16 protein-coding genes, 1 tRNA gene and 1 pseudogene are annotated in these 21,659 nt (G+C 70.8%); 5 read left to right on the top strand and 13 right to left on the bottom strand.

Annotated elements, in window-relative coordinates:
- Positions 1-111: 111 nt before the first annotated feature.
- The gene (locus R7226_RS01950; RefSeq protein WP_318595345.1) at positions 112-750 is read right to left on the bottom strand and encodes an NADPH-dependent FMN reductase; all 639 of its coding nucleotides are present in this window, start codon (positions 748-750) and stop codon (positions 112-114) included.
- Positions 751-939: 189 nt separating this feature from the next.
- Here R7226_RS01950 and R7226_RS01955 point away from each other — a divergent pair, with 189 nt between their 5' ends.
- The gene (locus R7226_RS01955; RefSeq protein WP_318595346.1) at positions 940-2,025 is read left to right on the top strand and encodes a 3,4-dihydroxy-2-butanone-4-phosphate synthase; all 1,086 of its coding nucleotides are present in this window, start codon (positions 940-942) and stop codon (positions 2,023-2,025) included.
- 121 nt (positions 2,026-2,146) lie between these two features.
- Here the strand turns inward: R7226_RS01955 and R7226_RS01960 are convergent, their stop codons facing one another.
- Genes R7226_RS01960 through R7226_RS01985 form a run of 6 tightly spaced genes read right to left on the bottom strand, consistent with a single transcriptional unit; the run spans position 2,147 to position 9,468 of the window.
- Entirely contained in the window at positions 2,147-3,352 is a 1,206-nt protein-coding gene (locus R7226_RS01960; protein WP_318595347.1) for a cytochrome P450, read from the bottom strand.
- Positions 3,337-5,208, bottom strand: coding sequence for an acyl-CoA synthetase (locus R7226_RS01965; RefSeq protein ID WP_318595348.1), 1,872 nt, complete (start codon positions 5,206-5,208; stop codon positions 3,337-3,339). The genes R7226_RS01960 and R7226_RS01965 overlap by 16 nt, the downstream gene beginning before the upstream one ends.
- Complete coding sequence (locus R7226_RS01970) at positions 5,205-6,143, bottom strand: VOC family protein (RefSeq protein WP_318595349.1); 939 nt, start codon at positions 6,141-6,143, stop codon at positions 5,205-5,207. Before R7226_RS01970 ends, R7226_RS01965 begins: the two co-directional genes overlap by 4 nt.
- Positions 6,144-6,145: 2 nt before the next feature.
- Positions 6,146-7,033 (bottom strand): NAD(P)H-binding protein, encoded by an 888-nt coding sequence (locus R7226_RS01975; protein WP_318595350.1) that lies wholly within the window; start codon positions 7,031-7,033, stop codon positions 6,146-6,148.
- Complete coding sequence (locus R7226_RS01980) at positions 7,030-8,514, bottom strand: bifunctional 3-(3-hydroxy-phenyl)propionate/3-hydroxycinnamic acid hydroxylase (protein WP_318595351.1); 1,485 nt, start codon at positions 8,512-8,514, stop codon at positions 7,030-7,032. Before R7226_RS01980 ends, R7226_RS01975 begins: the two co-directional genes overlap by 4 nt.
- A 9-nt stretch (positions 8,515-8,523) precedes the next feature.
- A complete protein-coding gene (locus R7226_RS01985; RefSeq protein WP_318595352.1) occupies positions 8,524-9,468 on the bottom strand; it encodes a fumarylacetoacetate hydrolase family protein in 945 nt (314 codons plus the stop codon).
- A gap of 105 nt (positions 9,469-9,573) precedes the next feature.
- Here R7226_RS01985 and R7226_RS01990 point away from each other — a divergent pair, with 105 nt between their 5' ends.
- Positions 9,574-10,206, top strand: coding sequence for a TetR/AcrR family transcriptional regulator (locus R7226_RS01990; protein ID WP_318595353.1), 633 nt, complete (start codon positions 9,574-9,576; stop codon positions 10,204-10,206).
- Between the two features lie 145 nt (positions 10,207-10,351).
- Here R7226_RS01990 and R7226_RS01995 read toward each other — a convergent pair whose 3' ends face one another.
- Positions 10,352-10,720: a hypothetical protein gene (locus tag R7226_RS01995; RefSeq protein ID WP_318595354.1), complete on the bottom strand. Its 369-nt coding sequence runs from the start codon at positions 10,718-10,720 to the stop codon at positions 10,352-10,354.
- A 343-nt stretch (positions 10,721-11,063) separates the two neighbouring features.
- Here R7226_RS01995 and R7226_RS02000 point away from each other — a divergent pair, with 343 nt between their 5' ends.
- Both R7226_RS02000 and R7226_RS02005 read left to right on the top strand, forming a co-directional pair.
- Entirely contained in the window at positions 11,064-15,716 is a 4,653-nt protein-coding gene (locus tag R7226_RS02000; RefSeq protein WP_318595355.1) for a glycosyl hydrolase, read from the top strand.
- A 450-nt stretch (positions 15,717-16,166) separates the two neighbouring features.
- A tRNA-Glu gene (locus tag R7226_RS02005) sits at positions 16,167-16,257 on the top strand.
- A gap of 77 nt (positions 16,258-16,334) precedes the next feature.
- Here R7226_RS02005 and R7226_RS31670 read toward each other — a convergent pair.
- The 4 genes and pseudogenes from R7226_RS31670 to R7226_RS02020 form a co-directional block, all read right to left on the bottom strand.
- Positions 16,335-16,691: pseudogene (locus R7226_RS31670) on the bottom strand (type II toxin-antitoxin system VapC family toxin); the annotation flags it as partial.
- Positions 16,688-16,855 (bottom strand): type II toxin-antitoxin system VapB family antitoxin, encoded by a 168-nt coding sequence (locus R7226_RS31675; RefSeq protein ID WP_404827749.1) that lies wholly within the window; start codon positions 16,853-16,855, stop codon positions 16,688-16,690. The pseudogene R7226_RS31670 and the gene R7226_RS31675, both read right to left, overlap by 4 nt.
- Positions 16,856-17,012: 157 nt before the next feature.
- Positions 17,013-17,864 (bottom strand): hypothetical protein, encoded by an 852-nt coding sequence (locus tag R7226_RS02015; RefSeq protein WP_318595357.1) that lies wholly within the window; start codon positions 17,862-17,864, stop codon positions 17,013-17,015.
- Between the two features lie 12 nt (positions 17,865-17,876).
- Complete coding sequence (locus tag R7226_RS02020; RefSeq protein WP_318595358.1) at positions 17,877-18,503, bottom strand: TetR family transcriptional regulator; 627 nt, start codon at positions 18,501-18,503, stop codon at positions 17,877-17,879.
- 52 nt (positions 18,504-18,555) lie between these two features.
- Between R7226_RS02020 and R7226_RS02025 the strand changes: the two genes are divergently transcribed.
- Complete coding sequence (locus tag R7226_RS02025; protein ID WP_318595359.1) at positions 18,556-20,010, top strand: MFS transporter; 1,455 nt, start codon at positions 18,556-18,558, stop codon at positions 20,008-20,010.
- A gap of 16 nt (positions 20,011-20,026) precedes the next feature.
- Here the strand turns inward: R7226_RS02025 and R7226_RS02030 are convergent, their stop codons facing one another.
- Complete coding sequence (locus R7226_RS02030; protein WP_318595360.1) at positions 20,027-21,631, bottom strand: amidohydrolase family protein; 1,605 nt, start codon at positions 21,629-21,631, stop codon at positions 20,027-20,029.
- Positions 21,632-21,659 lie beyond the last annotated feature (28 nt).

Consider the following 21,659-nt stretch of genomic DNA (forward strand, 5'->3'; position numbering starts at 1 on the left):
CGGGCGTGCGTGAGGGCCTCGGCGGCGCGGCGGCGTGCCTCCGGAACCGGCGGATCGGGTTGAGCGATCCGTCGGTCCGTGCGGTCGAGGTGCAGCGCCGACCGCAGCTCGCTATCTGGTGGAGCCGATCCCCGCCTGCCAGCGAGCAAATGAGACCACCTGGTAAGCAAGGAGTGCGAGCTGCGGCGCAGCTGCCGAAATGGGATCGGGGGCGGCGTCGCTACTCGCGGAAGAGTTGATGGTGACGCCGAGAGGTGTCGGCCAGCCGCGGAGGGCGTGAACCGTGGAGCGGACGGCGGCGAGCGTCGTGGCCGTCGCCTGCCAACCTGCAGCGCAGACGATGCAGCCCACTGCGCGGCCTTCAAGGTACGGACGAGGTTCGTCTCGCAGCTCCTCGGTGTAGTCGAGGGCGTTCTTGAGCAACCCGGAGGGGCCGCCGTGGAAGCCGGGGGTTGCGATCATCAGCCCGTCGCACTGGATGATGAGGTCGAGCATGCGCCTGGCTTGTGGAGTGAGTTCATGCTGTCCCGGCGCGTAGTGCGGCAGAGCGAGATCGACAGCCGACAGAATCTCGGTCGTCGCACCAAGAGCTCTCGCTTCGCCGAGTGCCAGGCGCAACGCGCGCTCGGAGGAAGAGCCCGGTCTCGTAGTCCCCCCGAGGCCGAGGATCAATGGCGAGGTGCGGACGTCGTCGTTCGGATTCACCGATGCGCCGGGGTTCGCGCGCGATGGGGAAGCAGTAGAGGTCATAGGCGGATGGTGCTCCCGGATGGGGAGTGGGCCTACTGTGGGCTCGCACAAAGTGTGGAGATGCGTTCATCGCGGCCCTTCCGCGAGTCGGAGCGAAGGTCCGCATGCCATATCGCGGCACAGCACCGACGACGCTTCTTAGATGCGTGCCTGGCGTGGGTCCGATCGCGCTCGACGAGGATAGAGAGGATGAGCGCACACGCGATCACGCGCGAAGCCAGCCTGGAGCGGGACACGTCCGCCGAGACTGCGGTCCGGCACGCGTTGCGAGATATCGCCCTTGGGAGGATGGTCGTCCTCGTGGACGATCTGTCACCGGAGCACGGTAGTTGCCTGGTCATGGCCACCGAGTTCGTGACAGGCAAGCATGTGAACGCGATGACGCGGGAAGCCGGCGGCATGATTTGTCTCGCCCTGACCTCTGAGCGGTGTGAGCAGCTCGAGCTGAAGCCGATGGTCGGCAGGAACGAGAACGCCCGCGGCACGGCCTTCATGGCGACGATCGATGCACGTGAGGGAGTGACGACCGGCGCCTCAGCCGCAGATCAAGCTCACACGATGCTGGTTGCGATCGACCCTTCGAGCACGCGCAGCGACATCGTGATGGCCGGTTGCGTGCATCCACTCCGCGGCCGCCCTGGCGGCGTTCTCGAGCGTTGCGCGCATACCGAAGCGTCGATCGACTTGGTGCGACTGGCCGGCTGTCGACCGGCGGCAACCATCTGCGGCGTCCAGAATGACGATGGTGCGGTGGCGGGGATGCTGGAGTCCCGCGCGTACGCTAGGCGCCACGGCCTTCAGGTGGTGACGATCACTGACGTCATCGCGTTGCGCCGGTTGCACGACCGTCGCATCCAGCGTGTCGTTTCGACGGCGATGCCGACGCGCTTCGGGACGTTCAGCGCAGTGGGCTATCGCTCAGGGGACGGTGGTGAGCACCTCGCCTTGGTCAAAGGTCAGGTCGACGGCAAGGAGAGCGTCCTCGTCCACGTCCATCGGGCGTGCACCACCGGAGATGTGTTTCACGCGCGTGGCTGCACGTGTGGAGAACGGCTTGAGGCGGCAATGAGAAGCCTCGAAGCCGAGGGCGCCGGAGTGCTGATCTACTTGTCATCGGACGCGCCCGCCGAGGCCCTGGTCGAGCAGGTCATCTCGGAGCTCGGGGTGGCCTCGACGCGTGTCACTCCCACGGCGGCACCGTCCGCCGGGGGATCGTGCGAGCACCTCGTCGCCGGCGGTGAACGCGAGCGGTGGCTCGATGCCGGCTCACGCTGATCGGCACGGGAGCGTCGCAGGTAAGGCTTCCGGCGCGGCATCCGCTGCGTCGGTGGGTGGGGCACCGTCACTCGAGGGCGCCGATCAAGGTAGCTGAGTGCCATAGTCCGGCGCGGTCGGATCACGCGACGAAGCGGACGGGCAGTCGATCGATGCCCTGGAGCGTGTTGTTGCGGAGCCGGCCTGGGGTGCCCGCGACGATTCGATCGACGCGTGGGACCATCGCGTCGAGGAGGAGGCGCATCTCGAGCTTGGCGAGGTGGATGCCGACGCAGGTGTGCGGGCCGTTGCCCCAGCCGACGTGCTGACCGTTGGAGCGGTGGAGGTCGAAGCGCTCGGGGTCGGGGAAGTGGGTCTCGTCGAGGTTGGCCGCGCCGAACAGGAGCGCGACCCGTGCGCCTGCGGGCAGCGTGATGCCGTCGATCTCGTGGTCGGCGGCGAGCTGGCGGGTGAAAGCCCGGATCGGTGATGCGATGCGGACGTTCTCGACGACGGCTGCGGGGGTCAGCGCGGGGTCGGCGCGGATCTCGGTCCAGGCGTCGGGGTGCCGCGCGAGGGTCCACAGGAGATGGGTGGAAGCGAGGATGGTGGTGTCGAGCGAGGGCGCGACGAAGTCGATGACGAGCGCCTTCGCTTCCTCAAAGGTCAGCTCGCCGGCGCGCTGCGCGTCGAAGACCGATGCGGCCCAGCTGCCCGAGGCGACGCCGCCGGGGCGCAGACGGCGGCTGTAGAGCAGGAGGCCGAGCGAGCGTGGAACGGCTCGGAGGCCGCGGCGGTTGATCGGACCGAGGACTTCGAAGGTCGCCGCGGCCCAGCGCAGCAGTCTGTCGCTGCTGCCGTCGACGCCGACGAGCTCGGAGACGACGCGAGTCGGCAGGCGGCTCGCGAAGTCGCTCGCGGCGTCGAAGTACGCGCGGCCGAGCAGCTCGCCGACGACGGCGGCGGCCTCGTGCGCGAGCGGTTCCTCGATCGCGGCGACCGCCTTCGCGCCCAGCGATCGCATCAGCACACGGCGGCGAGCGGTGTGGACCTCGTCGTCGCTGCTGAGGGTCGTGTGCCTGCCCAGTCTGTTGACGAGCGCGTTGGCGGCGACGCCGTCACCGCTGCGGAAGTGCGTGTCGTCGCGCAGGGCGGCGCGGACATCTGCGAAGCGGCCGATGGCATACATGCGATGGCGGGGAAGCCAGACGACCGGGCCCGCGTGCCGGATGCGGGCGAACAGGCCACGGGAGTCCGCGAGCACGTCGTCGCTGTAGAGGTCCGCATCGACGACGGGAGCGGCGGTCGGAGCCCGGCGGCTCGGCGTGACGATCATCTCAGCCGCCATCTGATGGAGTACGGGGAAAGGGCTTCGTGGGCATCCCGCTCGCTGATGCCGGAGGTCTCGACGACGACCTCGCCGTCGTGGAGGTGGGCGTGGACGTCGTCGGTGCGTCCGCGCAGCGCGTCGCGTGCCGCGTCTTCGGCGGCACGGCGGCGCAGCTCGGGCTTGAAGGGCTTGCCGACGATCGTGAGCGGGATCGCGTCGACGATTTCGACCTGCTTGGGGACCGCGGCGGGCTCGGGGACGCGGGTGGCGGCCCATGCGCGCAGCTCGTCGGTCGTGACCGAGGCGCCGTCGGCGAGCTGGACATAGGCGATCGGGACCTCGCCGGCGTGCGGGTCGGGACGGCCGACGGCGGCCGCGGCAGTGACGGCGGGATGATCGAGCAGGACGTCTTCGATCGCCGCCGGATCGATGTTGTGGCCGCCGCGGATGATGAGGTCCTTGACGCGGCCGGCGAGGGTGACGTAGCCGTCGGCGGCGACGCTGCCGCGGTCGCCGGTGTCGAGCCAGCCGTCGCGGACCTTCTCGCCGGGGTCGGCGACGAGCCCGTCGCGGCTGTCGGTCAGGTAGCCGGCGAAGACGTTGGGGCCGCGGATGACGAGCGTGCCGATCTCGCCGTCGGGCAGGAAGCGCCACCGACCAGTGGTCTCGTCGATCTCGATGGCGCGGATCTGCTGGTAGGGCATCCGCTGCCCGACGCTGCCGGGGCGGATCGCGCCGGGCCAGTTGCGGGCGCTGGCGCAGGTGCCCTCGGTGAGGCCGTAGCCCTCGCAGAGGTCGAGGCCGGTGCGGTCGCGAAATGCCTCGGTGACGGCGGGCGGCAGTGGCGCGGCGCCGACGACGGGGTAGCGCAGGCTGCTGATGTCGGCGTCGACGGGAACCTGCCCGAGCACGGCGTAGACGGTCGGGACTGCCGACATCGCGCCGATCCGATAGCGCTCGACGAGTCTCCAGAAGACGCCGTAGAGCGGGATGTCGCGGTACCCGAGTGGACCGGCCCAGACGACGTGCTGGCCTCTGAGCAGTGCTGCCAGCACCGTGACGACCAGCGCGTTGGTGTGGAAGAGCGGCAGCGCGGCGAAGGCGCTGCTGTCAGCGTCGAGCGAGGTCGCCGCAGCGACCATCCAGGCGTTGGTGATCTCGTTGCGGTGGGTGCGGGCGGCGAGCTTGGGGGTCCCGGTCGTTCCGCCGGTGTGCAGGCAGCTCGCGAGGTCCTCGGCGGCCGCGGGAGGAAGCGCCGCGGGCGCGGCGTCCGCGTCCTCCACGGCCTTCTCGAACCATGCGACGAAGGCGTCGTGAACCGGCTCCAACTGCGGCGGCGGGCCGCTCGCGGCGGTCGGCCGCAGCGCGAGCAGGACGGCTGACGGCGTCGCGGCGGCGAGGCGCCGACCGAGCTCCCATGCGTCGGGGTCGAGTTCTGGTCCGGCCGCGACGATGACCGGCGTGTTCAGTCGGCGCAACAGTGGGTGGGCGTGCTCGAATCTGAGCGCTGGGTTGATCGGAGCGGCGATGCCGGCGACCTCCGCGGCCAGCAGCGCGGTCAGCATCTGCTCGCAGTTGACCGACACGAGCGCGACCGGCGTCTGGCGTCCGACGCGCAGCGCGCGGAGCGCGCTGGCAGCTCGCTCGACGTCGTCCAGGAGCCGGGCGAAGGTGCGCGTCGAGGGCTGCTGCCACCGTTCGGCGTCGGGCAGGAAGGTGACGGCCGGGCGGTCGGGCCAGCAGGTCGCGGCACGGCGCAGCAGGTCGTGGGTGGTGGCGGGCAGGCCACGCTGTGCCAGCGGCACCTGTTCGATCGCGGCGAGGTCGTCGGGGCCGTCGGCGCGCGGCCACAGCAGCTGCTCGGTCGCGGTCATGCCCGCACCGTCGCGGTCGTCGTCTCCGGCGGCCGGCCGTCGCCGACCGCCCACGGGGGTCGGCCTGGCTGGGGTGGGGCGATCGGGAAGCCGGTCAGCAGGAAGCGGGGTGGGGGCGGAGCGCCCCATTGGTTGATCGTGCCGGGATGCATCGACCAGCGTCTGGGCTGGTAGCGGTCGGCCTGCATCTGGGCGAGCTCGGAGCAGCATTCGATCATCGCGCCGTCCTGGTCGTGGAAGTAGAGGAAGTGGTTGTTGCCGGGGCCGTGGCGGCTTGGCCCCCAGATGCACTTCTGGTGGCGCGCGGCCTTGAGGCGGTCGGCGACGCGTCCGAGCGCGGCGAGGTCTCCGAACGTGTACGCGTAGTGGGAGAGCTCGGCGCGCGGGGCGAGCGTCAGCGCGATCCCGTGGTGGTCCTCGTCGCAGTGCCACCAGGAGGCGAGGAAGCCCATCCGGTCGGAGCAGCGGAAGCCGAGCCCCCGGGTGAGGAAGCGCTCCTCGGCACGGTGGTTGAGGACCTTGGTGGAGACGTGCTCGAACTTCAGCGGCCGGTCGCCGGGCGGCGGCGGTGCGACGGTCTGCATGCCGCAGAAGAGCTTGTAGACGTGACCGGCGGGCGAGGCGACCTTCAGCGCGCGGTCGATCCCCGGCTCGCCGTCGTAGACGCCGCCGAGCACCGTGCCGCCCGCGGCGGCGATCCGCTTGCCGGCGGTCTCCAGGATCCCGGCGTCGGCGACCTCGAGCGCGAGGTGGTCGTAACCGCGGCGGTGCGGGTCCTCGATCAGGATCAGCTCGTGGTGGCGGTCGTTGCAGGTGAGGTAGCTGACACCGGCGAGGCGGTCGGTCTCGACCATGCCGAGCACCTGCTGCTGGAAGTCGACGGCGGCGTCGAGGTCGGCGACGTGGAGGGCGATGTGTCCGACGCGGGTGACCATCGTCAGCGGGTCTCCTTGGGGGCGTGGTGGGCAAGCGCCCGCGCCAGCGGCGTCGCGGGCGCGAACTGGTCGCGGTGCTCGTCGAGGAACGCCTCGATCGAGCGGGGCGCGGCGCCGGTGAGACGCCGAACGTGATCGGTCGGATGGCCGTCGCTGCCGGCGGCGAAGTACGCCGCCATGCGCACCGCGTGGTCGACGGCGTGCGGATCGGCATCGCGGCGCGCGAGCGCGCGGCCGACGAGCCGTGGCGGGATCGAACGGTGTCGAGACCCGAGCAGCGCGGCGAGGCGAGTGAGCGTCACCGGTCGCGGTCCGGTCAGCTGCCATGTCTGGTCGGAGGGGGCCGGGTTCAGCAGCGCCGCCGCGGCGCAGGCGGCGATGTCGCGCACGTCGACCATGGCGATCGGCGCGCCGCCGAACGGGTCGACGACGATCCCTCCGCGCGACGCCAGCGGTGCGACGGTCTCCAACAGGTTCTGCATGAAGAACGAGGGGCGCAGGAAGGTGAAGCCCAGGCCGGTCCGCTCGATGCGCCGCTCGCTGCGCCAGTGGCCGACGGAGGTGGGGGTGACGCCGTTGGGACCGAGCGTCGGCGCCCCGCCGGAGATCTTCACGATGTGCCGGACCCCGGCGGCGGTCGCGGCGTCGATCGCGGTCGCTTCGAGCTGCTCCTGCGCAGGGCCGCCGGGCGTGACCAGCAGCAGCCGCACGGCGCCGGCGAGGGCGGCACGGACGGTCGGCGGGTCGGTCAGGTCCGCGGCGACCGACGCCACCGGCAGGCCGGCCTCGGCCGGACGCCGCACGAGCGCGCGGACCTCGACCTCCGCCGCCGCGAGCTGTTCGGCGACGTGGCGGCCGACGCGGCCCGTGGCGCCGATCAGCGCGATCATGCGACCGCTCCCACCGGTGCGGCGAGCGCTCGCCAGGCCGCGCAGACGGGGCCGATCTGCTCGGCGCGACCGGCGCCGAAGACGAAGCGGTCGGGGCGCAGCAGCGCCCACGTCAGGCCGCGGTCTCGCAGCCAGGCGCCGTCGGCGCCTGCGTCGTGCACCGGCAGTCCTTCCTCGGCCAGCAGCGATGCGGCGAGGTCGTCGACGGCGACGGCCGCCCATCCGTGGGGCAGCCGGTCGTCGAGCCGGTCCGACTGGGGAAACAGCGTCCCGGCCGTGCGGCGGTTCGGGATGCGCGCCGGGCGCCGCGCGAAGGCTCCGGAGCCGTAGGTCGGCAGCGGCTTGACGTTGGTCGCGGCCCAGCGTTGAAGGCGGGTGCCGTCGATCGCGTGCAGCAGCGCGTCACGAGCGCGGACGATGCGCGGGTCGGTCGCCTGGACGAGCCCGCCCATCGTGGTCGCCAGGCGCTGCATCGCGGCGACGTGCGGCTTGCGCTCGGCCTCGTAGCTGTCGAGCAGCGCGACCGGCGCGCCGGCGAGCACGTCGGCGAGCTTCCAGGCGAGGTTGGCGGCGTCGCGGGCGCCGGAGGAGAAGCCCTGGCCGGCGAAGGGCGGCATCACGTGCGCGGCGTCGCCGGCCAGCAGCACCCGCCCGACGCGCCAGCGGCTGGCGGTGCGGGTGTGGAAGGTGTAGACGACCGCGCGCTCGATCTCGACCGTCTCGCCGTCGAGCCATGGCGCGATCGCGCGGCCGATCGCCTCCGGCCGCAGGCGCGGCTCGGCGTCTTCGCCAGGCTTCAGCATCCACTCCCAGCGGTGGCGGCCGGGCGACATCGGCAGCGTCACCGCCTGCTGCGCGGCGCTGCCGACGAAGTGCGGGTGCGGCACCTTCGCCAGCGGACGGTCGACGAGCGCGTCGACGACGATCCACCGCTGCGGCGCCGTGCGGCCGTCGAACGGGACCTGCAGCCGTGCGCGCACCGCGCTGCCGGCGCCGTCGCAGCCGATCAGCCAGCGGCAGCGGATCAGCTCGCTCGGCCCGCCGTCGGCCGGGCGCACGAACGCCTCGACGCGATCAGAGCGACGGTCGAGGACGTCCAGCGCGACGCCGCGCCGCACCTCCACCGACGGACGCTGCGCCAGCGCGGCGAGCAGGGTGCGCTCCATCGAAGGCTGGTTGATCGAGACCAGCGGCGGGTGGCCGAGCGGCCCGGTGCGCGAGCGGAAGACCTCGACCGGCCGGCCCGCCGCGGTCACGATGCTCGCGCCCGGCTGCACCTGGGCGTCGGCGAGGACCGCCCGATCGAGCCCGACCGACTGCATGATTCGCAGCACCTCGTCGTCGATCACGGCCGCGCGCGGCAGCGTGTACGGCGCGGGCGCGCGGTCGATCGCGATCGTCGCGACGCCGCGGTCGCCGAGCAGCAGCGCCAGCAGCTGCCCGACCGGGCCGAGGCCGCAGATCAGCACGTCGCAGTCCACCGGTGGCTCCTAGACCGGGGTGGCGCTCGTGGAGATCCGGTTCGTCAGCGTGCCGATGCCGTCGATCTCCAGCTGCACCGTCTGGCCGGGTCGGACCCAGCGCTCCAGCTCGAGGCCGCAGCAGCCCGGCATCGTGCCGGTCGAGATCACGTCGCCGGCGTCGAGGCGCTCGCCCGCGGAGGCGTAGGCGAGCATCTCGCCGAGGCCATGCTGGGGGCCGGCGGTCGCGCCCTCGCACCACACCTCGCCGTCGACGCGGACGCGGCCGGTCATGCGCGTCCAGTCCGGGACGGCATCGGCGGTCACGACGTCGCTGCCGAGCGAGTTCGCGAACGACTTCGCCTTGATCACCGGCCCGAAGACGTTGCGACGCGCGTCGTCGGCCTGCACGTCGCGCGCGGTCCAGTCGTTGAGCACCATCCAGCCGCCGACGGCCTCCAGCGCCTCCCGCGGCGTCGCGTCGGCGATCGGTCTCGCCAGCACGCAGGCCAGCTCCAGCTCGAAGTCGAGCGCTCTCGTGTGCGACGGCCACCACATCTCCTGCCCGTCGGCGAGGATCGAGGTGTGGTTGGCGACGTAGAAGGTCGGCGCCTCGTAGAAGCGGCCATTGGGCTTCAGCTTCGGGAACGGCCGTCTCGTCACCCGCTCGAAGGCCGAGACCGCCTTCCACGCCGGCGGCGGGAAGAAGTGCTTGACGAGCATCCGGCTGGAGGCGACCACGTGCGACTCCCACAACATGAACGCCCGCAGCGACCGCGGCCGGAACGGCAGCCCCGCCGCCGCCGGATCGACCACCTTCGCGTCGTCGTCGGCGAGTGTCGCCGCGGCGCGCTCGCGTGCCGCCCCGCCCTCGGCCAGGAACGACAGCAGGTCACGCTCGTCGGGCAGGAGGACCCATCGATCCCCCCTCGGGTCCTCGGCGATCAAGCCTTCAGCGGTGGTGCGCAGTCTCACGGCATCTCCTCCGGTAGTCAGTGCTCGCCCGGCAGTGAGACTCTACCCAGAACTGAAGAAATCCTCAATCATGTGCCGATCCTCAGAACTGTAAGGTTCTCGTTCATGTCGACGGACGCTCCGGAAGGCAGGGTCAACCGCGGCGAACGCCGCAAGGCGCAGACGCGCGCTCGCCTGCTCGACGCGGCGCGCACGCTCTTCGCCGCCCAGGGCGTCGACGCGACCCGCATCAGCGAGATCACCGACACCGCCGACGTCGGCGCCGGCTCCTTCTACAACCACTTCACCGACAAGGACCAGCTGGTCTCGGCGATCCTCGCCGAGCTCGCCGAGCAGCAGGGAGCGCTCGTCGACCGGATCACGCAGGATCTCGAAGATCCCGCCGAGATCGTGGCGTACGCCCACCGTCACTTCGTCCGCCTCGCCCGCGAGGACGCCACCTTCGGCAACCTCGTCGTCCGCCTCGACCTCTCCCACCGCCTGCTCATGCACGCGCTGGGCCCGCGCGCCGTCCGAGACGTCCAAGCCGGCGTCGCCGCCGGTCGCTTCGAGGTCCCCGACGTCGCGCTCGCCGTCTACGGCACAGGCGGCGCGCTGCTCGGAACCATCCGCGCCGTCCTCGACGAGGCCACCGGCCCCGACGCCGACCAACACCACGCAGAAGGCGTGCTGCGCTCGCTCGGCGTGCCCGCGCCCGAGGCCGCCGAGATCGCGCGACGGCCGCTGCCGGCCGCATGAAGGGGTGCGCACCGGCGAGCCGGCCGCGGCGGTCGAGTCACACCGCGCGCGGAATCCAACGCAAGCTCGGCCGCGCCCGCCGGTCCGACGTCGTCGGCTACGCGCTGGAGCGGGGGGTGGTGAAAACGTCGGACCGGGGGTGAGACTAGAGCGTCCGGCGAGCGTCGGCGCTCTCCCACAAGCGCGGCTCCCCGGCGCGGATCCGCGCGGCGATCTCCTCAACCTCGCGGAGGCTCGCGTGACCGCCGCGGACCCGCCAGGTGAGCTGCTGGCGCGGCGGGTTAGCGCTCGTCGCGATCACTCGCCAGGGTCGGTCGAAGAGGTGCAGGACGGCGCCGCAGAGGAAGGCGACCACGTACTCGACGGGCATGAGCAGCCATGCGGCGAGCCAGAAGACGACGCCGGCAGCATCGAAGTCGAGATGGGTCGCGTCGAACCGCCGACGAACCCGCCACGGCGTCCATCGCCGCTCCACCGTCCACTCAATACCGGCGGGGTCGCGCACGGTCGCCATCACGCGGGGATGATACGCAAGAAAGCTGTCTGATTGTGCCGATCGGCAACAGCTCGCTGGCTCGTCGCGCTTCGTGAGTCAGCAGCGCACCGCGTGCGCATCACTGTTGTCTATGCAATGTATTGCACGAACACGGGATGTAACCCGTCCGTAACGACCATAAGCTCCCAATAGTCGTCGTTGGTCGCGCATTCGGCGCGGAGAGCGGCGAGGAGTGGAGAGAGAGCAGCACCAACGCGCCCGTCGCCTTCCCTCGGGTCGCCCGCACATCGCCCTGGGCGGTGCGGATCGTCGGTGGCGCTGGAGCTCACTAGCAGGAGGAGCAGGAGTGACGAGAATCGTGATGGACGCGCCCGACGCGAGGCGCGCTCGCTCCGGCGTGCGCGCACGTCGGAGCCTGATCGGGGTCGCGGCGCTCGTCGCCGTGGCGGCCGGGCCGGCGCCGTCCACCCACGCGGCACCGGCGTTCGACGTCAAGCTCGTGGATACACCGACGCTTGACCAGGCGAGTTTCGCGAACCCGCCGATGGCGGTCCGTCCGAAGTACCGCTGGTGGATGCCGCGCGGTGCGACCGATCCGGCGGAGCTGTCGGCCGAGATTCGCGCGATGAAGGCGGCCGGCGCCGGAGGTGCCGAGATCTCGCCGTTCGCGGTGCCCGGTCTGGCAAACACCACGGGCCAGGGATTGCAGCAGAACGGCTGGATGAGCGACGCCTGGATGCAGCGTCTGACGCAGATGTACGAGACTGCCGCCGAGGAGGACTTCCTCCTGGACGACACGATGTCGGGGCTCGGGTCCGACGCGATCAGCGTGCCGATGCCGGGTGCCATCAACGCGGCGGCCAACAGCAAGCGCTATGTCACCGGCTACACCCTCTTGACGGACGGCGCGTCCTACGATGGCGCGCTTCCGACGACCGCCAATGTGACCTTCAGCACCGCGCTGTGCGCGCCGGCGCAGGCGGGCGCGACACAGATCCTTCCCGTCATCACGCGTTCGCTGAGCGTGGGCGACACGATCACGGTCGGCACAGGCGTTGATGCCGAGACCGCGAGAGTCGCTCAGGTCGGCGACGGCTCGTGGGGCTGCGGACGCACGTTCACGGCGAGCGCCGCCGGTGACAGCCGCATCTTCGTCTCGTACCTGGCAGGCGGCGGCGGACAGGACAGCGGCGGCGGCCGCTTCACGCAGTTCAACATCGGACAGAGAGTCGTCGTCGGCTCGGGAGTAGACGCGGAGACGGTGACCGTCAAGAGCATCGGGCGCGCCCCGTCCGCCGCTCCGACGACGCTCGCTGCTCCCGTGAACGCCGGCGATGCGACGGCCAGAGTCGCGAGCGCCTCGACGATCGCCGTCGGCCGCTACGTCCTGCTCGACGGACAGCTTCTGCGGGTCAAGACAGTCGGCGTCGGCGGTGACGCCAGAACGATCGAGTTCGAGACGCCGATCGCCAGAGCGGCTGCCGCCGGAGCGCCCGTGCAGGATCTCGGCGAAGGGATCGAGGTCACACCGCTGAACAAGCCTCACGGAGCGAGCGAGGACGTCGTCGTCGATGCGCCGCAAGGAAGAGGCATCGCACTTGAGGCCCCGCTCCAGAGAGCGCACGGCTTGACCGACCCCGTCACCTCCGACGCGCGCAAGACGCTGGTCGCGGCGCTTGCTGTCAAGTGCGCTGACAGATGCGCGGAGGCCCCGAAGCTGCTTGATCCGAGAGCGACCATCGATGTCACTCAGGATGCGGCGGACGGAACGATTGACGACTTGGCCTGGCGGACGCCGGGCACCTGGGTCGTCTACGTCCAGCAGATGGTCAACGATCCCGCGTTTCAGAAGGGCGCGTTCTCGCCTTTGGCGCAGGACTATCCCGTTGATCACCTCAGCGGCAGAGGCGCCAGAGCGCTGATCGACTACTGGGACGCCAACGTTCTCACGCCGCGGATTCGCGCCGCGATCGCGAAGAACAGAGGCGGTCTGCAGACGTTGTTCGAGGATTCGCTCGAGATGCCGTTCACGCCGAAGTGGACCGGCGACTTCCTCCAGGAATGGGAGGCGCGGCGTGGATACGACCTGACCCCGCTGCTGCCCGCGCTGTCGGGAACCAACCAGCAGGCGAGACCATCCGGGTCAGCCGCGAACCAGTTCGCCTTCCAGGGCCTGGACGTCGAGCGAGTCCGGGAGGACTACCGCCAGACTTGGAGCGACCTGTTCATCGAGCGGTTCGTCTCGCCGATCCAGAGATGGGCGCAGAAGCAGGGTCTCGGTGGCCGCTTCCAGCTCTACGGCAGCTTTCCGATCGACACCTCCGCGGCCTCCAGCGTCGTCTCCAACCCGGAGGCCGAATCGCTCGGTTTCGGCAACGACCCCCACGCGTACACGATCGTCGCAACCGGCGCCCACATGTCCGGGACCGACGTCGTGTCCAACGAGTGCTGCGCCGCCAACGGCCAGACCTATCGCGCGCAGGTGGCCGACAAGCAGTCGCCCCTCCAGCAGATCTACCAAGCGTTCGCCGGCGGCGTGACGCAGCAGATGTGGCACGGCTTCGACTACAAGACGTCCGCGATCGCCAAGTGGCCGGGCTACCACGCGTGGAGCCCGGAGGGAATCACCTCCAGCTTCTCCGAGGCGTTCGGCCCGCGCATGCCCGTGTGGGGATCGGGCGGCATCAAGGCTGTCAACGACAACGTCGCTCGTCTCAGCCTGGTCCTTCGCCAGGGCAGCCCGCGCTACGACCTCGCCGTCTACAACCAAGTCTTCGGCGCCGGCACCTTCCAGGGCCCTCAGGCGCCGACGATCAGACCCAATGGGCCGCTCGCCCAGTCGGGCTTGTCGATGGAGTTCCTGAGCCCTGACTACCTGGTCTCCGATGCCCGGCGGATCTGGGACGGTCGACGACTCTTCCCGGACAACTCCAGCTACCGGGCGCTGGTGCTCAACAGACAGGAGACGATGGCCCCTGACGTCGCGCGCCGGATCGTCTCGCTGGTCGAGGACGGTATGCCCCTGCTCGTGATCGGCGGGCTGCCGTCGCGTGCCGCCGGGCTGGATCCGGGAGGTGTCAAGGATCGCTCGCTGGCGCGGGCGATGGGCCGGCTCGGCGAGCTGATCGCCGAAGGACGGAACGCTGGGCAGGTCGCGGACGAGAGCGGCGCCGCCGCCGCGCTGCACGCGCTCGGCGTGAGACCGTCGGCCGAGAAGGCGCAGCCGAGCACGACGCTGACCGTCCGCCGTGCCGCCGACGGCGTGGACTACTACTACCTCTACAACAACAGCGACGCTCCCATCACTGACGTCTGGACCTTCGAGGGCGAGGGTCGGCCGTTCCGCCTCGACGCCTGGAGCGGCAAGATCGTCGGCCTCGGAAGCTATGAGGCCGGACCACAGGGCGTCACGGTGCCCCTGACGATCGGCGCGCGAGACGTCGCGGTGATCGCTGTCGCTCCGGAGCCTCCGGGCTCGACGTCGACGCCGAAGGATCATGTCGTCGCCGCCGACGGCGATGCCGTCGAGCGTGACAACGGCACGATCGGTGTGCGCTCGACTCAGAACGGTCCGGTCAGCGCGACGCTCGCCAGCGGCAAGGTGGTCACGGGTGCGATCGAGGGCGTGCCTGCCGCCCGGGTGCTCAACAGATGGTCGCTGCGACTGGAGTCGTGGCAGCCGGGGCCCGATCCGACGTCCGATGACTATGACTGGATGGTCGACAAGGTCGACCGCGGCACGTTTGAGGTCGCCGCGAGCGGCGAGGATCCGCTGCCGTCGTGGCGCAGACTCGTCGGTGACAGCTCGCTTGACTTCGTGTCGGGCATCGGCGCCTACACGACAACGGTCGACCTGCCCGAAAGCGCCTGGACCGGCGGTCATGGAGCCTACCTCGCACTCGGCGAGACAAATGACTCCGTCCGGCTGACGGTCAACGGCCACGACGTGCCGGTGAGTCTGCAGGATCTCTCCCGCATCGACATCGGGCCGTTCTTGCGAGGTGGTGCGAACACGATCGAGGTGAAGGTCGCCTCGACGCTCAACAACGTCGCGAACCGAACGAACGTTCAGGACTATGGCCTGCTCGGACCCGTGAGACTGACGCCCTACGGTGAGACGACGGTTGTCGGCCCGGTCGCGCCCACCGCGACTTCCGCGCCGGTTGTCTCCGGCACACTCAAGGTCGGCGAGACGCTCCGCGCCACAGACGGTATCTGGGACGTCACGGATCTTTCCTTCGCGCACCAGTGGCTGCGTGACGGCCAGCCGATCCCTGGCGCAACAGGTCTCGCCTACACGTTGACATCTGCTGACGCGGACCATCGCATGGCGGTCACGGTCACCGCATCCGGCCCCGACTACCAGGACGCCAGATCCACATCTGAGCAGACGGCGCTCGTCGCTCCCGCTGACAGACAGGGCGGTGGCGGTGCTCCGAACGGCCCGAGCGCCCCGAACGTGACCATGCCGCCGACCATCAGCGGCACGGCGATGGTGGGCCGCACGCTGAGCACCTCCAACGGCGTATGGACCGTCGAAGGTCTCACGTTCGGCTACCAGTGGAAGCGCGACGGAAAGCCGATCGCGGGAGCGACCAAGGCGACGTACCGCGTCGCGATCGCTGACGCCGGCCGTACGCTGAGCGTCGACGTGACCGCTTCCAAGGCAGGTCTGATCTCGACGACGGTCGCAGCGAGACCGATCTCGGTGCGCAAGCTCGCCGCAACGCTCAGCTGGCGACTGAAGGCAGCGAGAGCGAAGGTTGGCATGCGTGTCGGCGCCGTCGCTCGCGTGCGCGTCAGTGGCATCGCGCGACCGACCGGCGTCTTGCGCGTCCTCGATGGCCACAAGGTCGTCACGGTCAAGACGCTCCGTCCCCGCGACCGGGGCAGCCTCACCTTCCGGCTGCCCAAACTCGCGCGGGGCAAGCACAAGCTCACGCTCAGCTACGGCGGATCTCCCGCCATCAGAGCGTCGCGCTCAAAGCCCATCAGTCTGGTGGTGCGCCGCTAGCTCGCGTTCCAGGCAGGTCGGTCGTCCAGCCCTCCTTGGAGCTTGGTGGTTCTGAGAGCTCCGCTCCAAGGAGTTCTGGCCGGCCGCAGACGAGGCAGTCGCACGGCTGACATGCACCAGGGCAGCTGCGCCGCGGACTAGCGAGATCGCCGCCAGTCGTCCTCCGGACGACTGGCGATCCGCAGGTCCAAGCGGATTGATTGGATGAGGATCGCGGTGACAGTGTCGATTGCGAGAAGCCGATTCTCGTCGTTCTCATGCGTCGGCCTGTCGGCATGGGGAACTGCGGCACCTCCGCGCTGAGTCCCAGCGCGGGTGGCAACCGGCGGGACGCCGCAGATCCCGGAGTCCGCTCAGTTCGGCGCCGCGGGGACTGGCCGGTGACCGTGCACATTCCGTGCACACCAGCACGTGTCCAAGCGCCCCCGGACGTGCCCGCAGCGCATCTGAATCGCCGTAGTCACGGGACATCCGGGAACACCGAGGCACTCAGCTCCGCCCTCTCACGGCGGAAACCGGGGTTCGAATCCCCGTAGCGGTACCTCCAGAAAGCCCCGCAAATGCGGGGCTTTCTCGTTGCCCGGTGAGGAACAGGGTGTGGCTGCGGCCCTGGTTCTCCGAGGCGACGTCGAGGCGCTCTGCAAGCGTGGAGAGGCGCTTGTCCTTCGTCCACAGCACCGCGTCAGGGGTGAGCCGGGCGGCAGCCAGGAGCTGGGCGTCGACGTAGCCAATGCCGTGGCCGTGGAGTCTGCGGTCGGCGATCAGACGAAAGACCTCGTCGTGCTCGGCGACGACCGCCTGGGGGAGGTCGCGCAGCAGGCCGAGGATCTCGTCGCGGTTGCGGAGGTTGGCGAGCGCGAGTTCGCCGATGACGCACGGGTGAGAGAGGACGGAGCTGTGGTCGAGCAGGCGGGTGAGCGTGTCGTCGCCGTGACGGAGGAAGTGGATCCAGACGGAGGTATCGACGAGGATCACTGTGGCTCGCTTCGCCGGCGTCGGACGTCCTCGAGCGCGGGCTCGCTGCCGCCGAGGCGGGCGAGGCGGCGGGCGCTCTCGCGCTCGATCAGCGCGCCAAGCGCCTCGCGCACGAGCGCAGTCTTCTCGGTCGTGCCGGTGAGGCGCTGAGCTTCAGCGAGCAGGTCGTCGTCGAGAGCGGACGCACCGGTGACGCGAAGAAAACGCCGCTGGGCCGGGACTTCCGGGGGGCACAAGGGCACTCAGATCCGCCATCTCAAGGCGGAAGCCGGGGTTCGGTTGAAAGTGGTCCTGCGGGCGTAGCGGCACAAACGCGCGCAGCTAGTTCCGCTCGGCCTGCTCGCGCGCTTGGACGGCATCGGCCAAGCGCGCCTCGGCGGCGTCGCTCGCGGCGAGGCGCTCGGCCATGGCCGCCTCGGCGTCATGCAGCGCGCGTTGGGCGTCCGCGGCGGCGGCCGCAGCGGCTTCCTCCTGCTCGCGAGCTTGCGAGATCCGCGCGCGTCGCGCCGCGGCGGCGCGTTCCTCGGCCTCCTGGGCAGCGCGTTCCTCAGCGTCTCTGGCGGCGCGCTCCGCCGCCTCCACCGCGGTCTGCTCCGCTGCCTCTCGCCCAGTTCGCGTCGCAGCCGCGACCGCTCTAGCACTGGTCGCCACCTTCCCCGGTGCGCTGACGTGGGGCGTCGCCTCACGTGGGGCAGGGACAAAGCCACCGAGGTCGCCGAAGCCGCTGGCGACCCGCTCGCGGAGCAGCCGCCCGCTCGTGACGTCGGCGAGCGCGTCGGCGTCGACGGTGGCAGCGCGCAGCGTCTGACGGATCTTCTCGAGCGTTGGTGGATCGGTCACCGGTACGGCGGCGGTGAGCGTGTCGCAGGCGGCGTCGACCCGGGCCTGGGCTTCGCGAAGGTGCGACGGATCGCCGCCGGTGAGCAGTTCGCGCTGGGCGTCGCCGAGGCACCCCGCCGCGTCGGTCAGCTCCTGTGCCGCGTCGGGGTGCTGACGGACGGCGAGGTTGATCGCCCACGCTGCTCGCGTCGGGCGGCGCAGAGCTCTCACGCGTGCGGCGCCGGCTCTGTCGCCGTCGACGCGCAGCTGCTTGGCAAGCGCGTCACGGGCAGCGACGAAGCTGTCGGGTGACTCGACGTAGAGGGCCTCTTCCTCGGACTCGATGTCTGTCATCAGCGACAGACGCTACCGTCGCCGTGTGTTCAAGACCACGTGCGTGCGGGACGTGGTGGCGAGGATGCGGTCGAGGTGGGCGAGCGGGTCGCTGACGGTGGTGGTGCGGAGGTCGTCGAGCCAGACGCGGTAGGCGGCGACGCCGCGGGCGACGAGCAGGCGGGTCCGCCAGTCGGCGGTGCCGCTGTCGTGGTGGCGGCGGTGGAGCTGGTCGGCCATCGCGCGTTCGCGGTCGGCCAGTTGGATGAGCGGTGAGGAGCGGCCGGCGGTCGTCTCGCTCGTGACGCGGAAGTAGGGGGCGAGCCGCTCCCAGTCGGCGAGCATGTAGCGGGCGAGGTCGCGCAGCGCGCCGTCGAGGACGTCGCGATCGGACAGCTCGGGCGGAGCCGCGGCGAGCGCGGCCTGCATGCGGTCGGCCGTCGCGCGGATCGGCTCGAGCAGGACGTGCTCCTTCGCCGGGAAGTAGCGGAAGAAGCTGCGCTCGGCGATGTCGGCCGCCGCGCAGATGTCCGCGACGGAGACGGCGTTGTAGCCGTGCCGGTCGAACAGCGCGATCGCGACGCCGACGACCCTCGCCTTCGCCGCGGCGCGCTTGCGCTCGCGCAACGAGGTCGGTTCGGCAGGCGGGGTGGAGGCCACGAGATAAGTGTGGCATATTATGCCAGTAGGCATAATCTGCCAGGAGATCGAAATGGCCCGCACTGAACCCGTCACACCTCCGAGCGGCCCGGCCGCCGCCCCCGCCGCGTCAGGCGGCTGGACCTCGCAGCAGGTCGCCGCGTTGGCGGTGATCGCGGTCTGCGGCGTGATCGTCGCGTTGACGCAGACGCTGCTCGTGCCGGTGCTGGGGACGATCCAGGCCGATCTCGGCAGCTCGACCGCCGGCACGCAGTGGCTGCTGACCTCCACGCTCCTGGCGGCTGCTGTGGCGGTGCCGGTCTTCGGTCGTCTCGGCGATCTCTACGGCAAGCGGCTGATGTTGATGGTCGCGGCCGGCTCGCTGGCCGTCGGCTCGTTGATCTGCGCGCTCACGAGCGACCTCGCCGTGATGATCGTCGGGCGTGCGATCACCGGCTTCTCCGCCGCGGCGATTCCCCTCGGGATCTCGCTGATCGGCACGATCCTGCCGCGCGAGCGGGCCGGCACGGGCATCGCGCTGGTGAGCGCGACGCTCGGCGTCGGCGGTGCGCTCGGGCTGCCGCTGGCAGCGCTGATCGCCGAGCAGGCCGACTATCACGTGCTCTTCTGGGTCTGCGCGGGCGGCGGCGTGCTGACCGTCGCCGGCCTGCTGTTCGCCGTCACCGAGCCCGCGGGCCGCGGGAGCGGACGGTTCGACCTCGGCGGCAGCATCCTGCTCGGCGCGACGCTCGTCTGCCTGCTGCTGCCGCTCTCGCAGGCCAACTCGTGGGGCTGGGGCGATCCGCGCACCCTCGGCCTGCTGGCCGCCGCGATCGTCGGCCTCGTCGTCTTCGTGCTCGTCGAGAAGCGGCTGAAGTCGCCGCTGATCGACGTCGTCGCCAACGCGCGACCGGCGCTGCTGCTGACCAACGTCGCCTCGATCTGCGTCGGCTTCGCGCTGTTCGCGTCGCTGATCGGGACCGCGTCGTTCGTGCAGGCGCCGCCGGAGGCCGGCTACGGCTTCGGCTCCTCGGTGCTCGAAGGCGGCCTCGCGATGCTGCCGTCGGGCGTGATGATGCTGCTGCTCTCGCCGGTCTCGGCGAAGCTGTCGGTCCGCTTCGGGCCGAAGATCACGCTCGCGCTCGGCGCCTCGATCGTCGCGCTCGGCTTCCTCTTCCGCATCGTCTTCGTCGACAGCTACTTCCAGGTGCTCGTCGGCACGACGATCGCCGGCGCCGGCACCGGCATCGCCTATGCCGCGATGCCGAGCCTGATCCTGCTCGGCGCCAAGCAGTCCCAGCTCGCGGCGGCCAACGGCCTCAACGCGCTCTCGCGCACCGTCGGCAGCTCGCTCGCCAGCGCGATCGGCGGCACGCTGCTCGCCTCGATGACGATCAGCCTCGCGGGCAACGAGCTGCCGTCGCTGGGCGCCTACAGAACGCTCTTCGCGATCTGCGCCGGCGCCGCCCTGCTCGGCGGCCTGATCTCGCTCGTGATCCCCGCCGCCGGGGCTGACGGCGAGGATTAGCGACGCAGCGGCGCGCTCAGAACTGCGGCACGCGGGTGCTGGCGGGGGTGAGGCGGCCGCCGGCGCGGGTGCGGACGGCGTGGGCCGAGGCGGCGGCGTCGCGCACCAGCTGCGGCACGTCGAAGCCGACGAGCTGCTTGTCGCGCTTGAGGATGCGGCCGTCGACGAGGACGGTGTCGACGTTGGCGGGGGTCGCGACGCGCACCACCGCCGACTCGACGTCGGCCGCCGGGGCGATGTTGAGGTCATCCTGGCGGATCAGGATGAGGTCGGCACGCTTGCCGGGGGTGATCGAGCCGATCTGTCTGTCGAGCCCGAGCGCCTTCGCGCCGTTGATCGTCGCCATCGCGAGCGCGTGTCTGAAGAGGATCGGCGGCAGTCTCTCGGTGTCGGTGCCGATCCACGGGATGCCGATGTTCCAGGCGATCCCCATCGACTGGAACATGTCGATCGGCGCGATCGAGGAGGCGTCGAAGGAGAGGCTGGTGAGGACGCCGTCGTTGACCGACTTCAGCAGCTGGTCGTGGAAGCCGCCGGCGGTGCCGAGTCGCATCTCGGAGTGCGGCGAGATGCTGAGCGGGGTGCCGCTGCGGATCATCGCGGCGCGGTCCTCGGGCGTGGCGGGGAGGTTGTGGCAGAGCAGGAAGTCGGGGCCGAGGTAGCCCTGTCGCTCCAGCTCGGCCGCTCTCACGGCCGTCGTCGGTCCCTGGCCGGAGTGGACGCTGACGGGGATTCTGCGCTCGCGCGCCCACGCCATCTCGATTGCGAAGTTGGCCGGGTTGGAGGGGCCGCGGAGGTTGACGCCGAGGTGGACGAGCCCGTCGAGCGGCGATCTCGGCCCGAACCACTCCTGCCGCACGCGCTCGATGTCGGCGAAGTCGATCGGCTGGGTGGCGGGCTGGCCGTCGCGGTGGCCGTAGGAGTAGCGGGCGCGCAGGCGGGCGTCGCGGTGGGCGGTCAGCTCGGCATCGGCATAGTCGGGTCCGCGCACGTTGTGGGCCCAGTTGTTGACGGTGGTGATGCCGGCGGAGGCCAGCTCGGCGAGCCCGAGCGAGACGCTGTTGTAGAAGTCGTCGGGCTCGTAGGCGGCGACGGTCGCCGACTTCGCCGGGAAGTACTCGAAGCCGTCGCCGACGAAGTTGCGGCCGAGCGCGCTCCACATGTGGTAGTGGGTCTCGACCATTCCCGGCATCGCGATCATCCGCGAGGCATCGATCGTCTCGGCGCCGCGGGCGCGCAGGTTCGCGCCGACTGCGACGATCACGCCGTCCTTGACCTCGATGTCGGCCGCCGGCACCGTCCCGATCGTCGGATCGACCGAGATCAGCGCCGCGCCCTTGATCAGGTAGTGGCCGCGCTTCGACGAGCCCCCGCCGCCATGGCCGGGACCGTGGCCGTGCCCGTGACCTCTGCGCTCCCACCAGTCGCGCCAGCGTGACTTCGAGCCGCCGCCGTGCGCGCCGGCCTCGGCCGCCCCCAGCGCCAACGGCACCGCCGCCGCGCCGGCGCCCGCCAGCAGCGCCCGCCGCGAGACGAGATGGCGCGGGACCGGCCGGCCGCAGTCGTCGACCTGCTCCTCGGCCGACGGGACGTGCGACGCGTCAGAACAATCTCTGCACACGAGGGAACTCCTTCGAGGGAATGCGACG

The sequence above is a fragment of the Conexibacter stalactiti genome (assembly GCF_033542075.1).
GTDB classification, from domain to species: domain Bacteria; phylum Actinomycetota; class Thermoleophilia; order Solirubrobacterales; family Solirubrobacteraceae; genus Conexibacter; species Conexibacter stalactiti.